The organism is Rhodobacter sp. JA431 (assembly GCF_900217725.1).
Lineage (GTDB): Bacteria > Pseudomonadota > Alphaproteobacteria > Rhodobacterales > Rhodobacteraceae > Rhodobacter > Rhodobacter aestuarii.
In genome coordinates this window covers 16,094-38,730 of the sequence record NZ_OBMP01000006.1, presented here as the reverse complement: position 1 = coordinate 38,730, position 22,637 = coordinate 16,094, and the positions used below count along the sequence as shown (strand labels likewise).

The window sequence follows — 22,637 nt, the reverse complement described above, 5'->3', positions numbered from 1 at the left end:
TCTTGCCCCGCGCGCGCGGCTGTCTTAGAAGAGCGCAAGCCAAAAAGGGAACATGCGATGCTCGATCACCTTGCCTTCACCGCCCCCGAGCCGAAAGTCATTGCCGGCGCGCAAAGCGACTGGGAACTTGTCATCGGTATGGAGGTGCATGCGCAGGTGGCCTCCAACGCCAAGCTCTTCTCGGGGGCCTCGACCACTTTCGGCGCGGAGCCGAATTCGAACGTGGCTTTCGTTGACGCCGCGATGCCGGGCATGTTGCCGGTGATCAACGAATTTTGCGTCGCCCAAGCGGTGCGCACCGGCCTTGCGTTGAAAGCCGGGATCAACCTGCGCTCGGCCTTTGACCGGAAAAACTATTTCTACCCGGACCTGCCGCAAGGCTATCAGATCAGCCAGCTTTACCACCCAATCGTGGGTGAGGGCGAGATCATCGTCGATATGGGGCCGGGCGTGGCGCGCAAGGTGCGTATTGAACGTATCCACCTTGAGCAAGACGCGGGCAAATCCATTCACGACATGGACCCGAACATGTCCTTTGTGGACCTCAACCGCACCGGCGTTGCGCTGATGGAAATTGTGAGCCGCCCCGACATTCGCGGGCCGGAGGAAGCGGCGGCCTATGTGGCCAAGCTGCGCCAGATCCTGCGCTATATCGGCACCTGCGATGGCAATATGCAAAACGGCAACCTGCGCGCCGATGTGAACGTCTCGGTCTGCCGTCCGGGCCAGTATGAGAAATACCAAGAAACGCAAGATTTCAGCCATCTTGGCACGCGTTGCGAGATCAAGAACATGAACTCGATGCGCTTCATTCAAGCAGCGATTGATTATGAAGCTCGCCGCCAGATCGCCATTTTGGAAGATGGCGGCAAGATCGTGCAAGAAACCCGGCTCTATGACCCGGACAAAGGTGAAACCCGGTCGATGCGCTCGAAAGAAGAAGCGCATGACTACCGCTATTTCCCCTGCCCGGATCTTCTGCCGCTGGAGATTGAGCAAGACTGGGTCGATGATATCGGCGCGAAAATGCCCGAACTGCCCGATGAGAAAAAAGCTCGCTTCGTGAAAGACCTCGGTCTGAGCGAATATGACGCCTCGGTGCTGACCGCCGAGGTCGAAAACGCGAATTACTTTGAAGCCGTGGTGACCGTGGCCGAAGATGGCAAATTGGCTGCGAACTGGGTGATCAACGAGCTTTTTGGCCGCTTGAAAAAAGAGGGGCTGGAAATTGGCGAAAGCCCGGTGACGCCCGCGCAGCTTGGCGGCATTATTCGGCTGATCAAATCGGACAAAATCTCGGGCAAGATCGGCAAAGACCTGTTTGAGATCGTTTTCTCCGAAGGGGGCGAGCCCGAGAAGATCGTCGAAGAGCGCGGTATGATCCAAGTCACCGATACCGGCGCGATTGAAGCGGCGGTGGATGCGGTGATCGCGGCCAACCCTGATCAGGTGGAAAAGGCGAAAGCCAACCCGAAGCTGGCGGGCTGGTTCGTGGGTCAGGTGATCAAAGCCTCGGGCGGCAAGGCCAACCCCAAGGCGGTGAACGAGATCGTCGCCCAAAAACTCGGTCTGTAAAAGAAAGGCGCCCCACGGGGCGCCTTTTGGTTTGGGTGGGGCGCGCATTTTCTGGCGGGCCTTGCCCCCACCTATTGTCGCGTCTACCTTTCCCAAAACCCATTCGGAGAACCCTATGAGCGGCCTTCTTGCCCTTTTGGATGACGTGGCGGGCATTGCCAAGATTGCGGCGGCCTCGGTGGATGATGTGGCGGGGCAGGCGGCGCAGGCGGGGGCAAAGGCGGCGGGCGCGCTGATTGATGATGCTGCCGTTACACCCAAGTATGTGCATGGTTTTGCAGCGGCGCGGGAATTGCCGATTGTGGGCAAGATCGCCCTCGGCTCGATCCGCAATAAGCTTGTAGTGCTTTTGCCGCTGGCGCTTTTGCTCTCGGCGTTTTGGCCGGGCGCGATCACCCCGCTTTTGATGCTGGGCGGCAGCTATCTTTGTTTTGAGGGGGCGGAGAAGGTGTTCCACCTCCTTTTCCCGCACGCTCCACATGCCGATGGGCATCAAGACCCCGGTGGCAATCCGGCGGGCGATCCCTTGCGGTTGGAGGAGGAAAAGGTCTCGGGCGCGGTGAAAACCGATTTCATTCTTTCGGCCGAGATCATGACCATCGCGCTCGCCGCCCTGCCGACCGATAACCCGGTTTGGATGCAGGCGATGGCGCTGGTTCTGGTGGCGCTGGGGATCACGGCACTGGTCTATGGGGGCGTTGCGCTGATTGTGAAGGCCGATGATGTGGGGCTGTTTTTGGCGCGCACGGGGCGGCTCTCGCTCACCCGCGCTTTGGGTCGCGTGATTGTGGCGGTGATGCCCGGCTTCATGAAAGTGCTGATGATTGTGGGCACGGCGGCAATGCTCTGGGTCGGCGGATCAATCGTGTTGCATGGGCTGGCGGAACTGGGCTTTGCGGCCCCTTATGATGCGATCCACCATCTGGCCGAAGCGGGCGCGCATCTGGTGCCCGAGGTGCTTGCGGGCGCGGTGGGCTGGAGCATTGGAGCGGCTATTGATGGCGTTTTGGGGCTGATTTACGGCTTCGCGCTGATTCCGCTGGCGATGTATGTGATCGACCCGATCATTGCGCTTGCGGCCAAGTTCAAAAGCAAATGATGCCGCGCACCGCCCTTGTGCTTGGTGCGCGGGTCGCGCCTGATGGCGCGCCCTCTGCGGCGTTGCGGCGTCGGGTGGGCCATGCGGTCAAGCTCTATCAAACAGGGCAGGTGGCGCGGCTGATCTTGAGCGGTGGCGCATTTGATGGGGCACCGGCTGAAGCGACAGTGATGGCCGATCTGTGCCGGGACGCAGGGCTGCCCGAAAGCGCACTCGTCTTAGAGCCCCGCGCACGTAACACGCGGGAGAATTTCACCTGCGCAAAGCCGCTGATTTCTGATCCTGCTTTGATTGTGGTGACAGACACCTATCACGCGCGGCGCGCGCGTTTGGCCGCGCGGGGGCTTGGGCTTACGATCAGCCTATCTTGCCCACCCGCGCCGGATTTGCCCGCCGTGAAACGATCTAAACTGGCCCTGCGCGAAGCAGTGGCCAGCCTGTGGTATCTTGTGCGCTACGGTCTTTTCGGCGGGCTTAGCGGGTCACGGTAACGCGGACATAGTCGCCGCGCGATCCATAGCCGTAAATCCGCACAAAGACGGTTGCCCCGCCTGCCATGATCTTGCGCGCAGCGGCAGGCTCGATCGAGCCATTCATCACCATCCGCTCCATCGCGGCGCGGTTGTTCACATCGCCAAAGAACGGATCCCATTCATCGCCGGGTTGCGAGAGGCCGAACTTATGGAAATTCGCCCTGTCTTGACGCAGCACCTGCCACGGCGCGCTTAGCCGCTGGCCGCGTGAATTGAAAAGATCATCGGTGCCGATATAGGCGACATAGGCGCCCACAACCTCTTGCGCGGCGGCGGGAACCGCCATGAGCCCAACAAGCGCCGCCCCAAGCACGACAGAACGAAGTTGACGGAAATGCATTTCAACCTCCTTTGCGGAATGGCCGCAATAGCCAGAGATTAGGCCCGCATAGGTGTGAACCCAAGGTAAATGTTGCCGCAGGGTTACCGGGAGCGCCAAAAGGGGTGGGCGTGGACGCCATTTTAGGCCGCTTCGATGCATCAAGGCCGAGGTGATGCAAAAACAGAAATCTTCTTCCCGATTGGGCAAATGGTCTGCGGCAAATTTAGGCGGAAGGTTCGGTTCTGCCCAATGGGGAACTTGTCACACGACAAAACAGCCCCCAGCGTGGTAAATTTCTCTTGGGAGGAAGGACTCAACTTTTGAAGTGGGGACTTGCAATGGGAACTGCCCGCAATTCGGTCAATCAGATCGTAACGCGTTATGCCCGCCTGCATCACATTGATCCAGACGGGCCTTGCCGTGACAGCTCCATTGAGGCGCTGTTTTCCAACCGCTTGGATAGTGCCGGTCTGGATCGGACGGAATGCTTGATCGTGGAATTCCGGCGCGATCAACTCATTTCGGACCGCCGGATGGTCGATCTTCTGCGGCGGCATCAAAAAGAAGTCAGCGGGCGCGTCTAAACGCGACTGGCTTGCGCACAAGGTCCGGGCTCTTTCGGGCCCGGACCTGTTTTCTGAAATCAGCGCTGCGGCGCGCGGCGGCGCACCGAACCCGGACGCCCGGGCAGCGACAGCACCGCGTCGGCGCGGGGGCTGCGCGCGATCACTTTGCCTTTGGCCACCACCGCCAGCCGCGCGGGGCGTAGACGCAGCGCATCGACCGGATTGGCGGCATCGAGCACCACGAGCGAGGCTTTCGCGCCTTTCTTCAGCCCGTAATCCGAAAGCCCGATGATCTGGGCATTGGTTTCGGTCACCATCGTGAAGCAGCGCGCCATTTCCGCCGGGTGGGTCATCTGCGCGACATGCATCCCCATAAAGGCCACATCCAGCATGTCTGCCGTGCCGAGCGAATACCACGGGTCGAGCACGCAATCTTGGCCCCAACCGACCGCAATCCCCATCGCTTGCATTTCCTTCACGCGGGTCAGGCCGCGGCGTTTGGGGAAGGTGTCATGCCGCCCTTGCAGCACGATGTTGATGAGCGGGTTCGGGATCGCGGAAATCCCCGCCTCGGCGATCAGCGGCAGCAGTTTCGAGACATAGTAATTGTCCATCGAATGCATCGAGGTCAGATGCGAGCCCGCAACGCGCCCTTGCAGCCCAAGGCGCTGCGTTTCATAGGCGAGCGTCTCAATATGGCGGCTCATCGGATCGTCGGTCTCATCGCAATGGATGTCGACCCACAGGCCCCGGTCGGATGCGATCTGGCACAGGTCCGCAAGGCTCGCGGCTCCATCGGCCATAGTGCGTTCAAAATGCGGGATGCCGCCCACGACCTCCACGCCCATATCGAGCGCGCGGATCAGGTTCTCGCGGCCATTCGGCGCGCGGTAAAGCCCGTCTTGCGGGAAGGCCACAAGTTGCAGGTCGATGTAGTCTTTCACCTTCTCACGCACCTCAAGCATCGCCGTAACGGTGTTGAGGTGATCGGGCGTGGTGTCCACATGCGAGCGAATGGCCAAAAGCCCCATCGAGGCCGCCCAGTCGCAATATTGCAGCGCGCGCGCGACCATTTCTTCGACCGTGGCAATCTCGCGCAGCTCACCCCAAAGCGAGATACCTTCAAGCAGCGTGCCAGAGGCATTCACGCGCGGCAGCCCGTAGCTCAGCGTTGCATCAAGGTGGAAATGCGGGTCCACAAAGGGCGGCGTGACGAGATCACCGGTGGCCTCAATCACCTCGCGCGCCTCTGCCACGATCTTCGGGGCGATCTCAGCGATCTTGTCGCCTGCAATGGCGATATCGGCCACCGTGCCATCGGGCAGGGTGCCCCCTTTGATCAGCAGATCGAACATCATCTTTCCCCTTTATTGAACGGGACCATGAGGGCGGCAGGCACTTCGGCGCGGCGCGACATCAAAACAAGCGCAAGGATCGAGAGCAGATAGGGCATCATTAGGAACAGCTGATAGGGCACCACCGCGCCGATTGTGGTTTGCTGCAGCCGGATTTGCAGCGCGTCGAAGGCGGCGAACAGGATCGCCCCCAACACCGCTTTGCCGGGTTTCCACGCGCCAAAAACCACCAGCGCAATGCAGATCCATCCGCGGCCGTTGACCATGTCAAAGAAGAAGCTGTCAAAGGCGGACAGGGTCAAAAACGCGCCGCCCACCGCCATGAAACCCGAGCCCACAATCACCGCGCCCATGCGGATGGCGGTGACCGAAAGCCCCTGTGCGGCGACCGCAGAGGGGCTTTCGCCTGCTGCGCGGACAGCCAAGCCCAAGGGCGTGCGGTAAAGCACAAAGGCCACGAGCGCGGCCATGATAAAGGCCGCATAGGTAAGCGGGGTTTGGCTGAAAAGCGCGGGGCCCAGCAGCGGAATGTCTGACAGAAGCGGGATTTCAAAGGGTTGAAACGCTTCAATCTTTGGCGGGGAGGAGACCTCAGGTAGCACCACGCGATAGGTGTAGAAGGTGAGCGAAGTGGCCAAAAGCGTAAGCCCAATGCCCACCACATGCTGCGAAAGGCCAAAGGGCACAGACAGCGTGCCGTGCAACAGCCCAAAGCCCATGCCGGTGATAAAGGCCACCGCGACACCGCCCCAAAGCGGCAAGCCCATATAGACCGCGATCCAGCCCGCAAACGCGCCCGCGACCATGATCCCTTCAATGCCAAGGTTCAGCACCCCGGCGCGCTCGCAGATCAATTCGCCCAACGTGGCGAAAATGAGCGGCGAGGCGATGCGGATGGCTGCGGCCCAAAAGGCGGCGGAGGTGAGGATGTCGAAGAAGTCCATCAGTCCCTCACCACGCGGAATTTTGTGAGCAAGATCGCGAGCACCATCATCAACAGCGCAGAGGCGAGCATGATATCGGCAATGTAACTCGGCACCCCAAGCGCGCGGCTCATCGCATCGGCGCCAACAAAGATTGCCGCTACGAAGAGGGCCGCGGCCACCACGCCGAGCGGGTGCAAAAGCGCAAGCATCGCCACCACAATCCCCGTGTAGCCATAGCCGGGCGAGAGATCGAGCGTGAGCGAGCCTTTGAGCCCCGAGACCTCGGAAAAGCCCGCGAGCGCGGCAAGCCCGCCAGACAGGAGCGCGGTTTTGAGCATGATGCGAGTGACGGGCATGCCCGCAAAGCGCGCGGCTTCTGCGTTTTGGCCCACGGCGCGCATTTCAAAGCCAAGCGTGGTGCGAGTGTTGATCACCCAAAGCGCTACGGCAGAGATGAGCGCGAGCGCAAAGCCCCAATGCAGCCGCAACCCATCAACAATGCGCGGCAGCCGTGCCTCGGCCAGAAGCCGGGCCGATTTGGGCCAGCCCATGCCCATCGGGTCTTTCAGCGGGCCTTCCAGCAAGTAGCTGACGAAAAGCAGGAAGATGTAGTTGAGCAAAAGCGTGGTGACGACCTCATCCACGCCAAGCCGGGTTTTGAGAAGCGCAGGGCCAAGAAGCAAAAGCGCGCCCGCCAACATTGCCACCAATGCGAGCACCGGCAGGAGCAGGGCAGGGGGCCAAGGCAAAAGCCCGGTGCCCAAAACGGCGGTGACCACGGCGCCTGCGTAAAGCTGCGCCTCTGCGCCGATGTTCCAAAGCTTCGCCCGGAAGGCAACGGCGACGGCCAGCCCGGTGAAAATCAGCGGTGTGGCTCGGTTGAGCGTTTCCAAAAGCGCGAATTTGGAGCCAACAGCGCCTTTGACGATCGCGCCAAAAACGGCAAGCGGGTTGCCGCCCGCAATCAGCGCCAAAAGGCTTGCGACCAGAAAACTGCCCAGAATGGCGAGTGCCGGAGGCAGCAATTTGCGCGCAAGGCTGGGGGCCGGGATCGGTTCAAGACGCATGTGCCGCCTCCGCAAAGCCTGCACCTGCCATCCATTGCCCCAAATCTTCGGCGCGCATCGTGCCGCGCGCAAAGCCGGGGCTCAGCCGCCCCTCAGAGATCACATGGATCACGTCAGAAAGCGTCATAATCTCATCAAGGTCTTCGGAAATCAGAAGCACGGCGGCCCCCTTTTCGCGGGCCTCGGCCAAGCGGCCGTGGACATAGTTCACCGCGCCAATATCCAAGCCCCGCACGGGTTGGTTTGCCAAAATGATCTGCGGTGTGGTTTCCAGCACCCGGCCCAAGATCAGCTTTTGCATATTGCCGCCTGAGAGCAGCCGAATGCGGGTGTCGGGGCCGGGGCAGCGCACGTCATAGGTGGCAATCAGGCTTTCGGCCCGCGCCTTCGCGTCTGCCCAATTCATCCAGCCATGGCGGGCGAAATCTTTGGCATAGGTTTCCAGCACGGCGTTTTCGGTCAGATCGAAATCGGCAATCGTGCCAGTGTGGTGGCGGTCTTCCGGGATACGGCCAATGCCGCGCGACAGCGCGCGCCGGGGTGACCAATCGGCGACCTCCGCGCCTGCAACTTCAAAGCCGCCGGCGCTTGGCTGCACAAGGCCCGAGATCAGATCGGAGAGCGCCTTTTGCCCATTGCCCGAGACGCCCGCAAGCCCGGTGATCTGGCCCGCGTGCAAAGTCAGGTTCACCGTTTGTAGCCCCGGCGCACGGCCCTCGCCTTTGGTGGACACACCGGTAAGCCGCATCAGCGCGGGGCCTGCGGGCATTGCGTCGATCTTTGGCGGGGAGACTTTGCCGCCCACCATCAGCGCGGCCAATTCCTCGCGCGAGGTGTCTCCAATCGCGCGTTCGGCCACCAATTTCCCGTGCCGCAACACCAAGGTGCGGTCAGCAATCGCCATCACCTCATGCAGCTTGTGCGAGATAAAGACGACGGAAAGCCCTTGCCCCACTGCCTCGCGCAGGGTGGCAAACAGCGCATCGCTTTCTTGCGGGGTCAGAACCGCTGTCGGCTCATCGAGAATGAGAATCCGCGCCTCGCGATAGAGCGCTTTCAAAATCTCGACGCGCTGGCGCTCGCCCACGGTGAGGCGGCCCACTTTCGCTTCGGGGTCCACCACCAGATGGAAGCGCTTCGCAAGGTCCGCGATTTTGGCCTTGGCTGCTTTGGCATCAAGGCGCAGCGACCGAAGCCCCTGGGTGCCCAAAACGATGTTTTCCCACACCGTCAGATTGCCCGCGAGGGTGAAATGCTGGTGCACCATGCCCACGCCCGCATCGAGTGCCGCATGCGGGTTGCCGGGGGGAAGTTCCTGTCCAAACACCTCCACCGCGCCGGTATCGGCGGTGTATTGGCCAAAGATGATATTCATGAGCGTGGTTTTGCCCGCGCCGTTTTCGCCAAGCAGGGCAATGACTTCGCCCCGTTTGAGATCAAAACTCACATCATCATTGGCTGTGAGCGCGCCAAAGCGCTTGGTGATGTTGGAAAGGCGCAGAACGGTCTGCGCCTGCGCCTTTTGTGACATGGATCAGGAGGATTTCGGCTCGGAATCGTTGATCTCGAGCGCGAAGCTGCCTGCTTTGATCTCTTCCGCGCGCGACGCCACCAGATCGAGCGCCTCTTGCGGGATTTTGCCCTCAAAGGTGCCAAACGGCGCGAGCGAGCAGCCGCCTTCTTTCATGAAGGAGAAGGTGCCGTAATCTTCCGCCGAGAATGCGCCCGCCTGCACTTGTGCAATCGCATGGCCAAGCGTCGGTTCAAAGTGCCAGATCGCCGAGGCCACCACGGTTTCCGGGTAATCGGCTTGCGTGTCGATCACGTTGCCAATCGCCAAAATGCCTTTTTCTTTCGCGGCATCGGACACACCAAAGCGTTCCGCGTAAAGCAGATCGGCGCCGTTTTCGATCATCGCATAGGCGGTTTCTTTGGCTTTCGGCGGGTCGAACCACGAGCCGATGAAGGCAACTTGGAAGGTGATGTCCGGGTTCACTTCGCGCGCACCGGCCATGAAGGCATGCATCAAGCGGTTCACTTCCGGGATCGGGAAGCCACCAACCATGCCGATATTGCCCGATTTGCTCATCGCACCGGCGATGATGCCCGAGAGATAGGAGGCATCTTGGATGTAGTTGTCGAAGGTGGCGAAGTTCGCAAGCCCCGCTTCGGGTTTGAACGACGAGCCCATCAGGAAGGCCACTTCGGGGTAGTCCGCCGCGACTTCGCGGGCTTCTTGTTCCACACCGAAGACTTCGCCGATGATCAGGTCATAGCCGCTTTCGGCATATTCGCGCATCACGCGCGGATAGTCGGCGTTGGCGGTGTTTTCCGAATAGGTATATTCGATCCCGCCCGCCTCTTGCGCCGCAACGGCGGCGATATGGATGCGGCTGACCCACTGCTGTTCCACCGGCACGGTGTAGATCCCCGCGACTTTCAGCTTTTTGGCGTCTTGCGCGCGCACCATGCCCGGCGCGGTGCCCAAAAGGGCGGCGCCTGCAAGGCTCGACAGCAAGAAGGCGCGCCGCGAAAGCGGGAGGGAGGGGGTCTTGGCAGCCACTGGATATCTCCTATTGGTGAGGGGCGGAAAGCGTGGTTTTGATCAGGTGATTAAACTTGTCGCACCTAATGGTCAATTCGTTCGCGCTTGCCGTTTTGCGCGCTAACACATCCCTTGACGCTTTCTAGGGCAGGTGCCGTTTTCTGGGCAGGGATGCACAAATTGCAAGCAGTGACAGCCTGTCGCAGCCAGGGGGCGCGAGTCAACGCTGTTGCGTGATCTCTGTGAGCTTTGCGGTGACACTTGCCACCAAATCGCCGAGCGCCGTGGTGCCGCTGACTTCAATCACCGGTTCATTTCGCCCCACAAGCCACGCCAAATGGCGCGCGAGCGAGCGCCCCGAGAAATAGGGGTCTTCGTAGCCAGCCGCCCACTTGATGAATTGCGCGTGTTGGCGCTCCATATCGCCACCGGGTTGGATCCGGTCGCCCCAGCGCGCGGCTTCACGTTTGCGAATGCGCGAAAGCCGCAAGGGCGCGGGGGTGGAAATATAGACGATCAGATCGGCACCATCGATGGCGACATCGCCCCAGCCATCGCAGGAGCCTGCAAGCACCCAGCCGCCATCCTCGCCTTGGCCCAATTGCGCGGCTGCAATCAACGCCAGGCGTTCCGCCACCGGGCGTTTGGTGGTGAAGGGCGGCTCGGTCGGGGTCCAATAGAAATCATCGGTGTCGAGAAAAGGCACACCGAGTTGGTCCGCCAGCGCTCGCCCGAGCGTGGAGGTTCCCGCCCCTGCGGCGCCGGTGATATAGACCCGCGCCGCCACCCGATTAATTGTCCGTTTGGGCGTCCGCGCGCGATTTCCCGGCCACATCCATGGCCAGCGTGGCGGCCATGAAGCCATCGAGATCGCCATCAAGCACGCCTTGCGTGTCGGATGTTTCGTGCCCGGTGCGCAGGTCTTTCACCATCTGATAGGGCTGCAGCACATAAGAGCGAATCTGGTTGCCCCAACCGGCATCGCCCTTGGCTTCGTGCTGCGCGTTGATCGCGGCGTTCCGGCGATCAAGCTCCATTTGGTAAAGCCGCGCTTTGAGCGCGTTCATCGCCGCTTCGCGGTTTTGGTGCTGCGATTTCATCGAGCTTGTCACCACGATATTGGTGGGCAAGTGGGTGATCCGCACCGCCGAGTCGGTGGTGTTGACGTGCTGCCCGCCCGCGCCCGAGGACCGATAGGTGTCAATCCGGATGTCCGAGGCCGGAATGTCGATTTCGATGTTGTCATCGACGACCGGATAGACCCAGACCGAGGAAAACGAGGTATGCCGCCGCGCGGCGCTGTCGTAGGGCGAAATGCGCACCAAACGGTGCACGCCGCTTTCCGATTTCAGCCAGCCATAAGCGTTCGGACCGGAAATCTTGTAGGCGACGGAGCGGATGCCCGCTTCTTCACCGGGCGTTTCCGATTGCAGTTCGACCGTGTAGCCCTTTTTCTCGGCCCAACGGGTATACATCCGCGCCAAGATCGAGGCCCAGTCGCAGCTTTCGGTGCCGCCTGCGCCTGCGTTGATCTCCAAGAAAGTGTCGTTGCCATCGGCTTCGCCATCCAAAAGCGCTTCGAGCTCTTTTGCAGCGGCGAATTCTTTCAATTCGCGCAGGCTTTTTTCGGCTTCCGCGACGATCTCGGGATCGTCTTCCATTTCGCCAAGCTCGATCAACTCGACGTTGTCGGTCAGTTCCTGGTCGATCTTGCGATAGGTGGCGAGTTTGTCGATCAGCATCTGCCGCTCGCGCATCAGCTTTTGTGCGCGCGCGGGGTCAGACCAAAGATCGCCATCTTCGATCATCGCATCGAATTCTTCGAGCCGGTGCGGCGCCGTCTCGATATCCATCCGCTGACCAAGCAGTTTCAGCGTTTTGGTAACCGCATCGACGATCGTGAGCATCTCGGCGCGCATGGAAACTCCTTCCTTGGGTTGGCGTTTCTCTACATCTAGCGGCGGGTTGGAGCAAGGGGGCGGCGCGGGGGATGAGCGCGCGCGGCACCGGGAAAACCGGCTGTTTTGCACTCGCCAAAATGTCGCACGGGGCTGTCACATGATTTTGACCTAAGTCAAAGTGGTTCGGCGCGCCAAACTTTAGAAGAGGGCATCGGGTTTCAGATCTCCCTGAAATGGCGCAAGCCTGCGAAACCCGTGGTCAGAACCCAAGACGTTCTCCCTCGTCGGGTTCCAAAAACGCGCTGCGGGCCTCCCTCCCGCAGCGCTTTATTTTTGGCCAAGACTCAAAGGATCAACACCTGCGTGCCGACCGGGCAAAGCGGATAAAGCTCTTCCACCTGCGCGTTGAAAAGTCCGATGCAGCCAGATGAGCTTTTGCGGCCAATCTTGCGCGTGTCATGGGTGCCGTGAATGATATAGGCGGGCCAACTCAGATACATGGCCCGCGTGCCCAAGGGGTTGTCGGGCCCCGGCTCCATCGGATGCAGGCTTGGATCGGCCTCGATCATCGAGGCGGTGGGCGTCCAGCTGGGGTTTTCGCGCTTGCGCACAATTTCCGTATAGCCGGTTTTTGTCAGTTCCGGCGATTTTGGCACCGAGGTCGGGTAAAGTCGGTAATCAGTTCCGCCTGCGGCCCAGTAATGCAGCGCCTTCGAGCGGGTATCGGCAATCAGCGTGACGCGGTCCAGAGTGTCGAAATGCGCGCGCCAGTCGATTTCACGGAAGGAAGAAATGTTGTGGCGCTCTGCGGGCGCGATGATCGCGGGCTGTTCGGCCATCGGAATATCTTGCGTCCCCGCGCGGGCGAGGGCAGGGGCGAACAAGCTGGCAGCCCCGGTCAGTAGGGCCGTGCGGCGGGTCATAAGGGTCATCGGATGTGCTCGAATGTTGTTTGTGACATTCACCTTTGCCACGGCGCAGTGATCCGAGCAAATCACGCCCCCTCACGAGCCGGTGACACCCCGCAGGCAAACGGAGCAGGCAAACGAAAAAGGCCCCCCGAAGAGGGCCCGTTCGTCAGCAGGTGAAGCGCGGCTTATCTCGGCGCGATCATCATCACCATTTGCCGGCCTTCAAGTTTGGGCATGCTTTCGATCTTGCCAGCCTCGCCCACATCAGCGGCCACGCGGTTCAAAAGCTCAAGGCCAAGTTGTTGGTGTGCCATCTCGCGGCCACGGAACCGCAGGGTCACCTTCACCTTGTCGCCCTCGCCCAAGAATTTCATCACCGAGCGCATTTTGACATCGTAGTCATGCGTATCGGTGCCGGGGCGGAACTTGATTTCCTTGATCTCGATGACCTTTTGCTTCTTGCGGGCTTCGGCTTCTTTCTTTTGCTGTTCATATTTGAACTTGCCGAAGTCCATGATCTTGCACACCGGCGGCACTGCGGTGGGCGAAATCTCCACGAGGTCGAGGCCAGCCTCTTCCGCCATCATCATCGCGCGCTGCGGGGTGACCACCCCCACATTTTCACCATCCGCCCCAATCAGGCGGATTTCGGGCGCGCGGATACGATCATTGATCCGGGGGCCGGTGTCGCGTTGCGGCGGGGCATTGTGCGGTCTGCGAGCTATGACTGTGTTCCTTCTGAGGTCCAAGAATGGCGGGCAAAATAGGCTCTGCCCCCAAGTGTTTCAACCGGTTTTGTTGCGAATCGCATCCGCATCAATGAGAATCGATCCGCCTACGGGCGAAAGGCGGCAATGCGACACGTTTCCTTTCGAAATTTGCGAGTCCATTAATAGCAGTATTGACGTGTTCCCATGAGATTCCCAACAGAACAGAGGGGGAAAAGATGAGCGATAAGAAAAGCTGGAAAGACCTGCCGCAGAACCAAAAGGTGATGCTGACCGTTCTCGGCGGTGGTATCGTCCTCGCGGCGGTCCTCGGCGCCTCGGCCCCGAAATATGAAGTCAAATACGTGACGGAAGCGGCGGCCCCTGTGGCGGCTCCGGCCGAAGAAGCTGCCCCGGCTGAAGAAGTCGTTGTGGTTGAAGAAGAAGTCGTGGTTGTTGAAGAAGCCGCGACCGAAGAAGCTGCCCCCGCTGAAGAAGCTGTTGCCGAAGAGCCGGCCGCTGAAGAAGCTGTTGCCGAAGAGCCGGCCGCTGAAGAAGCTGTCCCGGTTGAAGAAGCCGTTGCCGAAGAGCCGGCCGCTGAAGAAGCTGCCCCGGTTGAAGAAGCCGTTGCCGAAGAACCGGCCGCTGAAGAAGCTGCCCCGGTTGAAGAAGCCGTTGCCGAAGAACCGGCCGCTGAAGAAGCTGCCCCGGTTGAAGAAGCCGCTGCTGAAGAAGCCGCTGCTGAAGAAGCCGCTGCTGAAGAACCGGCCGCTGAAGAAGCTGCCCCGGTTGAAGAAGCCGTTGCTGAAGAACCGGCCGCTGAAGAAGCTGCCCCGGTTGAAGAAGTTGCTGCTGAAGAGCCGGTCGCCGAAGAAGCTGCCCCGGTTGAAGAAGCCGTTGCTGAAGAGCCGGCCGCAGAAGAAGCTGCCCCGGTCGAAGAAGTTGCTGCTGAAGAACCGGCCGCCGAAGAAGCTGCCCCGGTTGAAGAAGTTGCTGCTGAAGAGCCGGCCGCTGAAGAAGCTGCCCCGGTTGAAGAAGCCGTTGCTGAAGAGCCGGCCGCTGAAGAAGCTGCCCCGGTTGAAGAAGCCGTTGCTGAAGAGCCGGCCGCTGAAGAAGCTGCCCCGGTTGAAGAAGCTGTTGCTGAAGAGCCGGCCGCTGAAGAAGCTGCTCCGGTTGAAGAAGCCGCTGTCGACCCGGTTGCTGAAGCCGTTGCCGCCGCCGCTGCTGCGCAAGAAGCCGCTGCGACCGCCAATGCCGCTGCTGCCGCCGCGCTCGCCGCTGCGCAAGCCGCGATTGCTGCCGCTGCCGAATAAGCGTCTCTCATGCGAACACAAAACGCCGCCCTTAGGGGCGGCGTTTCTTTTTGTGGAGTGTTGCGGTGGGGGGAGACGCGGGCTCAAGCCAAACTGGCGGTGATCGCGCGCGCCAAATGGGCCGAGGCGACGACCCCATCAATCAGCGCAGCCGATGTGCGCGTGGCAAGATCGGCGCGCAGATGCGCCATGCCCGCGCAGCCAAGCGCCACCGCTTTTGCCCCATCGGCCACGGCGGCCTCTATTTCTGCGGCCAAGCGCGCACGCACGGGTTCGGAGCCGTCTTCCACCTCCAAAACGCCAAGCCCACTCGCCCGGACCGAGCAGCAACGGCCCTCAAGTCCAAGCCGGGTGATATTTTCTTCCAGCACGGGCACAGAGACGGGCAGGGTGGTCACCACCGAAAAGGCACCAAAGGCCAGCGCGCCAAGCGTATAGGCGGATTGTCCGATGCCAATTACCGGGCAATGCGCGGCTGCGCGCAATTCCTCGAGCCCGGTGTCGTCAAAACAGGCGATGACGATCACATCCACGCCCGCGTCCTTCGCCTTGGGCAGAAGGGCGCGCAACCCCGGCAGGGCGGCGGCGCCATCTGCTGCGCCTTGAATGGCGGGCGGGCCATTGTCATTCGTCCAGCCCATGACCTCGGTCTCTGGCAGAGCGTCGCGGGCCACGCCCACGACCTGCTCGGTCATGGAGGCGGTGGAATTGGGGTTGATGTATAAAAGCCGCATTTTCGCTTACACACCCTTGCCCGCATCCGAGCCATGCCGCGCGCGGCGGCGCGCCATCACCCAAGCCGTAAGCAGGAACGCCCCGATGATCAGTAGGGAAAAGGCGGTGGTCAGGGTGCCAAGCGCATAGATCACCGGCGTGGTGACATTGGTGGTGATCCCGTAAATCTCAAGCGGAAGCGTGTTGTAGCTGCCAGCGGTCAAGAGCGTGCGGGCGAATTCGTCATAGCTCAGCGTGAAGCCAAAAAGCGCGACGCCAATCAGCGAGGGCGCAATGATCGGCAGCACCACATAGCGGATCGTTTGCCAAGCAGTTGCGCCTTGGTCGCGCGCGGCTTCTTCATAGCTTTTGTCAAAGCGGTTGAAGACGGCGAACATGATCAACAGGCCAAAGGGCAGGGTCCAAGTGAGCTGGCTACCAAAGCCAGAGGTGGCCCAATGCACCTTCAGCCCGAGTTGGTTGAAGATCAGCCCAACGCCAAGCGAGATCAGGATCGAGGGGATCACCAGCGACGCAATTGTCAGATAGAAAAGCAGGCCGGACCCGGGGAATTTCTTGCGAAACGCAAGCCCCGCCATCACCGAAACCACGACCGTGGTCACCATCACCATCAGCCCCAGCGCGAAAGAGCGGCGGAAGGCGCCCCAAATGTTGCCAACGGCTTGCTGTTGGAAAAGCTCGTGGAACCAATTGAGCGAGACGCCCCGCATCGGGAAGGTCAGCCCACCTTCGGGGCCTTGAAAGCTTAAGATGCCGATGGTGAGCGTGGGGCCGTAAAGGAATAGCACAAAGAGCGCGAAGAAGAGGCTGAGCACGTAAAAGGAGCGCGGACGCTTTTCCATTTTAAAGCTCCTTCCGAATGTTGACGAAGCGCAGCAGGATACCGATCACGATCAGCACGGTGCACAGCAAAACCACGGCAGTGGCGGCGGCGGAGGGGTATTGCAACAGGCTGATATCGTTCGAGATCAGGCGACCGACATTGGCGCGTTGCGAGCCGGACATGAAGCGCACGGTGATGAAATCGCCCATCACCAACGTCAGCACGAAGATTGTGCCGATCATGATCCCGGGCTTGGTCAGGGGCACGATCACATGGATCAGCGTTTGAAACCCCGAGGCACCATTGTCGCGCGCGGCCTCCAGAAGGTTGCGGTCAATCCGCATCATCGTGTTGAAGATCGGCACCACCATGAACAGCGTGTAGAGGTGGACAAAGGCCAAGATCACCGAGAAATCGGAATAAAGCAGCCATTCCAGCGGCTGGTCGATCACCCCCCATGACATCAGCGTCTGGTTGGCAATCCCGTTACGGCCAAGGAAGGGGATCCACGAAATCATGCGGATGATGTTCGAGGTCCAAAACGGGATCGTGCACAGCAGGAATAGCGCGATCTGCATCGTTTGGGAGCGGATATGAAAGGCGAGGTAATAGGCGACCGTAAAGCCAATCGCGAGCGTGAAGGCCCATGTCAAAAAGGCATAGCGGAAGGTCGCCATGAACACTTTATAGGTGACCGGCGAGCCAAACAGGAATTCGTAGTTTTCAAAGCTGAAAGCCGGAATGATCGAAAATTCCGTCGCCTGCCAGAAGCTGACGATAAAAATGGTGACGATCGGCGCCACAAGGAAGCCCAGCAGCACCAGCGTTAGCGGCGCGGCTTGGAGCCATCCGATCACCGTCTCGCGTGCATGTTTCATCGCGCGGCGTCCCTTCGATCTGATCAAAACAGGAGGTCATAGAGGGAACCGGCGCGGGGGCGCGCCGGTTCGGGCGGGGGCTTACGCCCCCTCACAAGGCAGTGCTTAGGAAGCGATGAACTCGTTCCATTTGCGGACCATGTATTGGTTTTCGTCCATCACCGCGTTCCAGCAGGCGACGGCGCCCATGCGGTCGTAGAACGAGCCGCCATCGCGCGTTTCGCCAGCTTGGGCGAGCACGTCGCCGGTGGGCGAGGTGATGACATCGGTCGCGGCTTTGCCCTCGAACCAGTAGCCCCATTCGTTTTCCGACATGAAGTTTTTCGAGGTTTCCGGCACCGCCGAATAGTAGCCTTGGCGCATCAGATAGCCGCCGACCCAGCCCGAGAGATACCAGTTGATGTATTCATAGGCCGCATCGAGCTCCATGCCGGTGAGCGATTTCGACAGGCCAAGCCCGCCGCCCCAGCTGCGATAGCCTTCTTTGAGCGGTTGATAGACGCACGGAATGCCGCGCGATTTCACTGCGGTGATCGCGGGCGACCACATGGATTGGATCACCACCTCGCCCGAGGCCATCAGGTTGACCGACTCGTCGAAGGTTTTCCAGAACGCGCGGAACTGGCCGTTTTTCTTCGCTTCGGTGAAGATCGCCATCGTTTTGTCGATCTCTTCGCGGGTCATGTTGCCCTTGTCGCCATAGGTGATTTCACCCATCGCTTCGCAGACCATGGCCATATCCATGATGCCGATCGAGGAGATGTCGAGGATCGAGGCTTTGCCTTTGAACTCGGGGTTCAGAAGCTCGGTCCAGCTGCTGATCGGACGGCCGATCAGGTCGGGGCGGATGCCCAGCGTATCGGCGTTGTAGATCGTCGGGATCAGCGTCATCCAGCCGGTTTCTTCTTTCGCGAAGCTGGTGCCGCCGGGGCCTTCGACAAAGCCCACGCTATGGGGCGCGGTGCCTTGAGCGATGGTGCTTTCCGGGGTCAGTTTGCCGCTGCGGAAGATGCCCACGATCTTGTCGTAATTGGCAATTTTCGACGTATCCATCGCTTGCAGGTTGCCGGTCGGCCAGACCTTTTTGCAGATCCAGTATTCGATATCGGCAATGTCGAAGCTGTCGGGTTGGGTGGCGGCGCGTTGGGTCACCGCATCGCTGTCAAGCGCGGTCATTTCCAGCGTGAAGCCAAGGTCTTCTTTCACGCGGGTGGCCACATCGTTGAGGTTGGACACACCGGTGCCGAACTGGCGCAGGGTGATGTTTTTGATCTCTTGCGCCCAGATCATCGGCGCGGGAAGCGCCGAGGCCACCGCCGCCGCAGCGCCAGTCTTCAAAAGCGAACGGCGGGTGAAACCGGTCTTTGCCATGTTGGGGAGTTCCTCTCGTTGAACTGTCGTAGATTATGCCTGAAGGCGGTGGAGCCGCCCTGCGTCCCAGGCAAGGTGAACCGGTTGGCCCGGCGTTATGTCATTGGAATAAAACGCCTCGTCACTCATAAGCGCGATAATCGGTTCTTGCCCTTCGGCCTGCGCGGTCACCGCCACGCGGTCGCCTTGATATTCAATCGCGCTGACCGTCGCGGGCAGGCCGTCGCTTGCCAGACGCACCGCATCCGAGCGCACAGCATGGCGTTGCCCATCGAGCGTGACGACATTGTGCCCGCCCATGAAGCGCGCCACAAATTCGGTGCGCGGGGTGTTGAACACCTCCCGCGCGGGGCCAGCCTGTTCGATGACGGAGTTGTTCATCACCACAACCTCATCGGCGAGCGCGAGCGCTTCATCCTGGCCGTGGGTGACGTGCAAGAAGGTGATACCCAGTTCACGTTGCAGCCGTTTCAATTCGGCCCGCATCCGGATGCGCAAGAACGGGTCAAGCGCGGAAAGCGGCTCGTCAAGCAGTAGCACTTCGGGTTCGGTGACCAGTGCCCGGGCCAGCGCGACGCGCTGTTGCTGCCCGCCCGAAAGCTGCGCGGGCAGCCGTTCGGCCAGCGGGGCCATATCGACAAGCTCCAAAAGCTCCATCGCTTTGGCGTGGCGGGTCGGTTTGTCGACGCCCTTCATCCGCAGCGAAAAAGCGACATTGTCCTTGACCGACAGATGCGGAAAGAGCGCATAGTTTTGAAACATCATCGCGGTGCCGCGCCGGGCGGGGGGCAGGGCCGAAATATCGCGCCCGCTCAGCAAAATCGCGCCTTCGCTGACGCTTTCATGCCCGGCGATCATCCGCAGTGTCGAGCTTTTGCCGCAGCCCGAGGGGCCAAGCAAACAGACATAGCTGCCCGGCGCAAAGACATGGTTGATCGCATTCACGGCGATGGTGTCGCCATAACGCTTTGTCAGATTAGCCAATTCGAGATCGTGTGCTGTTCGCATCGCATCCGTGTCCTGTGGGTTGGTTCATCCTTTGCTTGGCTTTGCGCTGCGGGCGACAGTTTTTTGTCTTTGGTGGAATGCGAAACAGACAGTGCCAAAAAATTCACCATTGTTGGACAGGTTGTGCGCAAAACGTGAAACATAATTGTATACAATCGTCGATACGAGCGCTGCGGCTTGCCTCTCTTGACCGCGTGCCCGCAAGTTGAAGTCAAAAGGATTCTGATATGAGTGCGCCGCAGCCCCACCCGATTCCCGAGACCATCGCCGCCGATTTGGCGTTGGCGATTCACGAGCATCGTCTTGCGCCCGGCACGAAGCTCTCGGAAGAAGAATTGGGCGAGATTTATGGCGTGTCGCGCACGATCATTCGCGCCGCTTTGCAACGGCTCGCCCATGATCGCTTGGTGGAGTTGCGCCGCAACCGGGGGGCTTTTATCGCCCAGCCCACGGTGCGCGAGGCGCGCGAAGTGTTTGAGGCGCGCGCGCTTTTGGAACCACGCACCGCGCGTTCGGCGGCAGAGCGGATCACCGAGGCAGATCTGGCCGCGCTACAGCATCATATCGACGATGAACATGCCGCGATTGCGGCGGGGGAGGCGGGGCGCGCCTTGCATCTTTCTGGGCTCTTTCATCGCGAGATCGCCCGGATCGCCGATCAAGAAACCATCGCGGAATTCACGGACCAATTGATCGCGCGCTCGTCCTTGATCATCGCGCTTTACTGGCAGCGCCGCGGCGCGCTGTGCGAAAGCCATGCCCATCACGCGCTGATGAAAGCCTTTGCTGCGCGCGACGGCGCCTTGGCCGAGGAATTGATGAAAAACCATCTGCTGGATTTGCTCAGTTCGCTCGATTTGCGCCACCGCGCCACGGCCTATGCGAGCCTGCGCGAGGCGTTGAACGGCTAAGCTCGCTCGGTTCATCGCCTGCGCAGTTTTGTTCCTCAGATATCCTTCATCAGCCGAAGCGCATCATGGATCGCCGCATGAGTGTTGCGCGCGCTGACCGCATCGCCGATGCGGTAAAGCGCGAAGGCGCCCTCGGGGTTCGGCGCGAGCCCTTGCGCGCGGCCTTCGATCAACGCGTCGTAATCGACCGCGCCAAGGTTGCTCGAAAGCGGCTTGAGCGCGAAGTAGAGCTCATCAAGCGGCAAGGTGCCGTAGTTCAGCACCACCTGATCCACGAGCCGCTCCTCGGTGAAATCGCCGTAATCCGAGCCGATCCGCGCGCTGAGTTGGTTGCCCGCACGGCTCACCCCCAACAGCCGCCGCGCCACGGTGAAGCGCACCCCGCGCGGCTGCAATTCGCGCATGTAGGGCACAAGGTTCATCGCCATGATATCGGGGGCAAAGGTCCGATCAGGCGTCATCACCTCGACCACAGCCCCCGCCTTCGCCGCCACTTCCGCCGCCATCAGCCCCGGATGATCGCCGCTTTCATCATAGATCAGCACCTCGCGCCCCGGCTTCACATCGCCCGCGAGGATGTCCCATGTCGAGGTGACGAGCGCCGCCTCCTCGCGCGTCTCGAACAGGGTCAGGTTCGGCAGGCCGCCGGTGGCGATCACCACCACATCGGGGGAAAGCGCGGTCACATCCTCGGCCTCGGCGAAGGTGTTGAAGCGAAACGCCACATCGTGCGCGGCGCATTGCGCCATGCGCCAGTCGATGATCGAGAGCATCTCGCGCCGACGCGGGTTTTGCGCGCAAAGCCGGACCTGACCGCCGGGGTCGGGCTGCGCCTCGAACACCGTCACCGCATGGCCGCGCTCGGCCGCCACCCGCGCGGCCTCAAGCCCCCCCGGCCCGGCGCCCACCACCACCACCCGTTTGCGTGTCTCGGCAGGGGCGATCACATGCGGCAGGCTGAGTTCGCGCCCGGTCGCTGCATTATGGATGCAGAGCGCCGGACCCCCGGCATAGATCCGGTCAAGGCAATAGGTGGCGCCAACGCAGGGGCGAATCTCGTCCTCGCGCCCGGCAAGGATCTTTTGCACGATATGCGGGTCGGCCATATGCGCCCGCGTCATCCCCACCATGTCCAGAAGCCCCGAGGCCACCGCATGCCGCGCCGTCGCCACATCGGGGATGCGGGCTGCGTGGAAGGTGGGCAGGCCGGTCGCCGCCCGCACCTTGCCCGCAAAATCAAGGTGCGGCGCGGCGCGCATGCCCTGCACCGGGATCATGTCGGTCAGCGCCGGGTCGGAATGGATGCGCCCCCGCACCACATTGAGAAAATCGACCTGCCCCGCGGCGGCAAGGCGTCTGGAAATCTCGATCCCCTCGGCGGCGTCGATACCGCCCGCCTGCGCCTCGTCCGCCGTGTAGCGGATGCCGACGATGAACGCCTCGCCCACCCGCGCCCGGATCGCGCCCAGCACATCTGTCAGCATCTGCATCCGGGTCTCGAGGCTCTGGCCACCATAGCGCCCCTCGAGGTCATTGGTCAGCGGCGACCAGAACTGATCGAGCAGATGGCCGTAAACCTCGAGCTCGACCCCGTCCATGCCGCCCGCCTGCATCCGCTCGGCGGCATCGGCGAAGTCGTTGATGATGCGGGCAATATCCCAATCCTCGGCAAGCTTGGGGAAGACCTTGTGCGAGGGCTCGCGGTGGCGCGAGGACGAGACCGAAGGCAGCCAGTCGCCCTTCGACCAGGTGGTGCGACGGCCAAGGTGGGTGAGCTGGATCATCGCCGCGCAGCCATGTTCGTGCAACGCATCGGTGAGACGGCGCACCCAGGGCACCACCTCGTCGCGATAGGCCAGCACATTGTTGAACACCGGCGGGCTGTCGCGCGAAACCGCTGCCGAGCCCGCCGTCATCGCCAGCGCCACCCCCGCCTTCGCCCGTTCGGCGTGATAGGCGATGTAGCGCTCTTTCGGCATGCCATCCTCGGGATAGGCGGGCTCGTGACTCGTCGTCATGATCCGGTTGCGCAGGGTCAGATGCTTGAGTTGATAGGGTTGCAAAAGCGGATCGTTGGACATCGCGGCCTCC

The 22,637-nt window shown here is 61.1% G+C and carries 22 protein-coding genes; 6 read left to right on the top strand and 16 right to left on the bottom strand.

Features of this window, described 5'->3' with window-relative positions; all coding sequences use genetic code 11:
- Positions 1 to 57: 57 nt before the first annotated feature.
- The 3 genes from gatB to CRO18_RS12780 all read left to right on the top strand — a co-directional run bounded on the left by gatB (position 58) and on the right by CRO18_RS12780 (position 3,165).
- The gene (gene gatB, locus CRO18_RS12790) at positions 58 to 1,575 is read left to right on the top strand and encodes an Asp-tRNA(Asn)/Glu-tRNA(Gln) amidotransferase subunit GatB (protein ID WP_097082417.1); all 1,518 of its coding nucleotides are present in this window, start codon (positions 58 to 60) and stop codon (positions 1,573 to 1,575) included.
- Between the two features lie 115 nt (positions 1,576 to 1,690).
- Positions 1,691 to 2,674: a DUF808 domain-containing protein gene (locus CRO18_RS12785; RefSeq protein ID WP_097082416.1), complete on the top strand. Its 984-nt coding sequence runs from the start codon at positions 1,691 to 1,693 to the stop codon at positions 2,672 to 2,674.
- Complete coding sequence (locus CRO18_RS12780; RefSeq protein ID WP_170952666.1) at positions 2,674 to 3,165, top strand: YdcF family protein; 492 nt, start codon at positions 2,674 to 2,676, stop codon at positions 3,163 to 3,165. The genes CRO18_RS12785 and CRO18_RS12780 overlap by 1 nt, the downstream gene beginning before the upstream one ends.
- On the opposite strand, the gene CRO18_RS12775 is transcribed toward CRO18_RS12780, so the two are convergent.
- Positions 3,149 to 3,547: a hypothetical protein gene (locus CRO18_RS12775; protein WP_249276066.1), complete on the bottom strand. Its 399-nt coding sequence runs from the start codon at positions 3,545 to 3,547 to the stop codon at positions 3,149 to 3,151. The two genes, CRO18_RS12780 and CRO18_RS12775, sit on opposite strands and share 17 nt — an antisense overlap.
- A 320-nt stretch (positions 3,548 to 3,867) precedes the next feature.
- Here CRO18_RS12775 and CRO18_RS12770 point away from each other — a divergent pair, with 320 nt between their 5' ends.
- Complete coding sequence (locus tag CRO18_RS12770; protein WP_076485474.1) at positions 3,868 to 4,113, top strand: hypothetical protein; 246 nt, start codon at positions 3,868 to 3,870, stop codon at positions 4,111 to 4,113.
- Between the two features lie 59 nt (positions 4,114 to 4,172).
- On the opposite strand, the gene CRO18_RS12765 is transcribed toward CRO18_RS12770, so the two are convergent.
- From CRO18_RS12765 to infC, 9 genes are all read right to left on the bottom strand, one after another.
- On the bottom strand, positions 4,173 to 5,450 hold the full coding sequence (locus tag CRO18_RS12765) for an amidohydrolase family protein (protein WP_097082414.1): 1,278 nt from the start codon (positions 5,448 to 5,450) through the stop codon (positions 4,173 to 4,175).
- Positions 5,450 to 6,394, bottom strand: a complete 945-nt coding sequence (locus CRO18_RS12760) for an ABC transporter permease (protein ID WP_097082413.1) — start codon at positions 6,392 to 6,394, stop codon at positions 5,450 to 5,452. The genes CRO18_RS12765 and CRO18_RS12760 overlap by 1 nt, the downstream gene beginning before the upstream one ends.
- Positions 6,394 to 7,443 (bottom strand): ABC transporter permease, encoded by a 1,050-nt coding sequence (locus CRO18_RS12755; protein ID WP_097082412.1) that lies wholly within the window; start codon positions 7,441 to 7,443, stop codon positions 6,394 to 6,396. Before CRO18_RS12755 ends, CRO18_RS12760 begins: the two co-directional genes overlap by 1 nt.
- Positions 7,433 to 8,974: an ABC transporter ATP-binding protein gene (locus tag CRO18_RS12750; protein WP_097082411.1), complete on the bottom strand. Its 1,542-nt coding sequence runs from the start codon at positions 8,972 to 8,974 to the stop codon at positions 7,433 to 7,435. The genes CRO18_RS12755 and CRO18_RS12750 overlap by 11 nt, the downstream gene beginning before the upstream one ends.
- Before the next feature lie 3 nt (positions 8,975 to 8,977).
- Entirely contained in the window at positions 8,978 to 10,006 is a 1,029-nt protein-coding gene (locus tag CRO18_RS12745; RefSeq protein ID WP_097082410.1) for a BMP family protein, read from the bottom strand.
- Positions 10,007 to 10,208: 202 nt separating this feature from the next.
- Positions 10,209 to 10,775: a shikimate kinase gene (locus CRO18_RS12740; protein WP_083952224.1), complete on the bottom strand. Its 567-nt coding sequence runs from the start codon at positions 10,773 to 10,775 to the stop codon at positions 10,209 to 10,211.
- 4 nt (positions 10,776 to 10,779) lie between these two features.
- The gene (gene prfB, locus CRO18_RS12735; protein ID WP_097082409.1) at positions 10,780 to 11,907 is read right to left on the bottom strand and encodes a peptide chain release factor 2; all 1,128 of its coding nucleotides are present in this window, start codon (positions 11,905 to 11,907) and stop codon (positions 10,780 to 10,782) included.
- Between the two features lie 326 nt (positions 11,908 to 12,233).
- Positions 12,234 to 12,821, bottom strand: coding sequence for a L,D-transpeptidase (locus CRO18_RS12730; protein ID WP_076485482.1), 588 nt, complete (start codon positions 12,819 to 12,821; stop codon positions 12,234 to 12,236).
- A 164-nt stretch (positions 12,822 to 12,985) separates the two neighbouring features.
- Positions 12,986 to 13,525 carry a translation initiation factor IF-3 gene (infC, locus tag CRO18_RS12725; protein ID WP_097082554.1) on the bottom strand — a complete coding sequence of 180 codons (540 nt, stop codon included), beginning with the start codon at positions 13,523 to 13,525 and terminating at the stop codon, positions 12,986 to 12,988.
- 221 nt (positions 13,526 to 13,746) lie between these two features.
- Here infC and CRO18_RS18990 point away from each other — a divergent pair, with 221 nt between their 5' ends.
- Positions 13,747 to 14,820: a hypothetical protein gene (locus tag CRO18_RS18990; RefSeq protein ID WP_212710124.1), complete on the top strand. Its 1,074-nt coding sequence runs from the start codon at positions 13,747 to 13,749 to the stop codon at positions 14,818 to 14,820.
- 83 nt (positions 14,821 to 14,903) lie between these two features.
- On the opposite strand, the gene CRO18_RS12710 is transcribed toward CRO18_RS18990, so the two are convergent.
- The 5 genes from CRO18_RS12710 to CRO18_RS12690 form a co-directional block, all read right to left on the bottom strand.
- Entirely contained in the window at positions 14,904 to 15,554 is a 651-nt protein-coding gene (locus CRO18_RS12710) for an aspartate/glutamate racemase family protein (RefSeq protein ID WP_097082408.1), read from the bottom strand.
- A 6-nt stretch (positions 15,555 to 15,560) separates the two neighbouring features.
- Positions 15,561 to 16,397 carry an ABC transporter permease gene (locus CRO18_RS12705; RefSeq protein ID WP_097082407.1) on the bottom strand — a complete coding sequence of 279 codons (837 nt, stop codon included), beginning with the start codon at positions 16,395 to 16,397 and terminating at the stop codon, positions 15,561 to 15,563.
- A gap of 1 nt (position 16,398) precedes the next feature.
- On the bottom strand, positions 16,399 to 17,256 hold the full coding sequence (locus CRO18_RS12700) for an ABC transporter permease (RefSeq protein WP_076485486.1): 858 nt from the start codon (positions 17,254 to 17,256) through the stop codon (positions 16,399 to 16,401).
- Positions 17,257 to 17,361: 105 nt separating this feature from the next.
- On the bottom strand, positions 17,362 to 18,627 hold the full coding sequence (locus CRO18_RS12695; protein ID WP_076485487.1) for a PotD/PotF family extracellular solute-binding protein: 1,266 nt from the start codon (positions 18,625 to 18,627) through the stop codon (positions 17,362 to 17,364).
- Positions 18,628 to 18,660: 33 nt separating this feature from the next.
- Positions 18,661 to 19,635, bottom strand: coding sequence for an ABC transporter ATP-binding protein (locus tag CRO18_RS12690; RefSeq protein ID WP_076485488.1), 975 nt, complete (start codon positions 19,633 to 19,635; stop codon positions 18,661 to 18,663).
- A gap of 227 nt (positions 19,636 to 19,862) precedes the next feature.
- On the opposite strand from CRO18_RS12690, the gene CRO18_RS12685 reads away from it, so the two are divergent.
- Positions 19,863 to 20,546, top strand: coding sequence for a GntR family transcriptional regulator (locus CRO18_RS12685; RefSeq protein WP_076485489.1), 684 nt, complete (start codon positions 19,863 to 19,865; stop codon positions 20,544 to 20,546).
- 35 nt (positions 20,547 to 20,581) lie between these two features.
- Here CRO18_RS12685 and CRO18_RS12680 read toward each other — a convergent pair whose 3' ends face one another.
- On the bottom strand, positions 20,582 to 22,627 hold the full coding sequence (locus tag CRO18_RS12680; RefSeq protein ID WP_097082406.1) for an NAD(P)-binding protein: 2,046 nt from the start codon (positions 22,625 to 22,627) through the stop codon (positions 20,582 to 20,584).
- Between the last annotated feature and the right edge of the window lie 10 nt (positions 22,628 to 22,637).

Coding starts and splice junctions, on each gene's coding strand:
- gatB (WP_097082417.1), top strand. CDS start 58: ATGCTCGATCACCTTGCCTTCACCGCCCCCGAGCCGAAAGTCATTGCC.
- CRO18_RS12785 (WP_097082416.1), top strand. CDS start 1,691: ATGAGCGGCCTTCTTGCCCTTTTGGATGACGTGGCGGGCATTGCCAAG.
- CRO18_RS12780 (WP_170952666.1), top strand. CDS start 2,674: ATGCCGCGCACCGCCCTTGTGCTTGGTGCGCGGGTCGCGCCTGATGGC.
- CRO18_RS12775 (WP_249276066.1), bottom strand. CDS start 3,547: ATGCATTTCCGTCAACTTCGTTCTGTCGTGCTTGGGGCGGCGCTTGTT.
- CRO18_RS12770 (WP_076485474.1), top strand. CDS start 3,868: ATGGGAACTGCCCGCAATTCGGTCAATCAGATCGTAACGCGTTATGCC.
- CRO18_RS12765 (WP_097082414.1), bottom strand. CDS start 5,450: ATGTTCGATCTGCTGATCAAAGGGGGCACCCTGCCCGATGGCACGGTG.
- CRO18_RS12760 (WP_097082413.1), bottom strand. CDS start 6,394: ATGGACTTCTTCGACATCCTCACCTCCGCCGCCTTTTGGGCCGCAGCC.
- CRO18_RS12755 (WP_097082412.1), bottom strand. CDS start 7,443: ATGCGTCTTGAACCGATCCCGGCCCCCAGCCTTGCGCGCAAATTGCTG.
- CRO18_RS12750 (WP_097082411.1), bottom strand. CDS start 8,974: ATGTCACAAAAGGCGCAGGCGCAGACCGTTCTGCGCCTTTCCAACATC.
- prfB (WP_097082409.1), bottom strand. CDS start 11,907: ATGCGCGCCGAGATGCTCACGATCGTCGATGCGGTTACCAAAACGCTG.
- CRO18_RS12730 (WP_076485482.1), bottom strand. CDS start 12,821: ATGACCCTTATGACCCGCCGCACGGCCCTACTGACCGGGGCTGCCAGC.
- CRO18_RS18990 (WP_212710124.1), top strand. CDS start 13,747: ATGAGCGATAAGAAAAGCTGGAAAGACCTGCCGCAGAACCAAAAGGTG.
- CRO18_RS12710 (WP_097082408.1), bottom strand. CDS start 15,554: ATGCGGCTTTTATACATCAACCCCAATTCCACCGCCTCCATGACCGAG.
- CRO18_RS12705 (WP_097082407.1), bottom strand. CDS start 16,397: ATGGAAAAGCGTCCGCGCTCCTTTTACGTGCTCAGCCTCTTCTTCGCG.
- CRO18_RS12700 (WP_076485486.1), bottom strand. CDS start 17,256: ATGAAACATGCACGCGAGACGGTGATCGGATGGCTCCAAGCCGCGCCG.
- CRO18_RS12695 (WP_076485487.1), bottom strand. CDS start 18,627: ATGGCAAAGACCGGTTTCACCCGCCGTTCGCTTTTGAAGACTGGCGCT.
- CRO18_RS12690 (WP_076485488.1), bottom strand. CDS start 19,635: ATGCGAACAGCACACGATCTCGAATTGGCTAATCTGACAAAGCGTTAT.
- CRO18_RS12685 (WP_076485489.1), top strand. CDS start 19,863: ATGAGTGCGCCGCAGCCCCACCCGATTCCCGAGACCATCGCCGCCGAT.
- CRO18_RS12680 (WP_097082406.1), bottom strand. CDS start 22,627: ATGTCCAACGATCCGCTTTTGCAACCCTATCAACTCAAGCATCTGACC.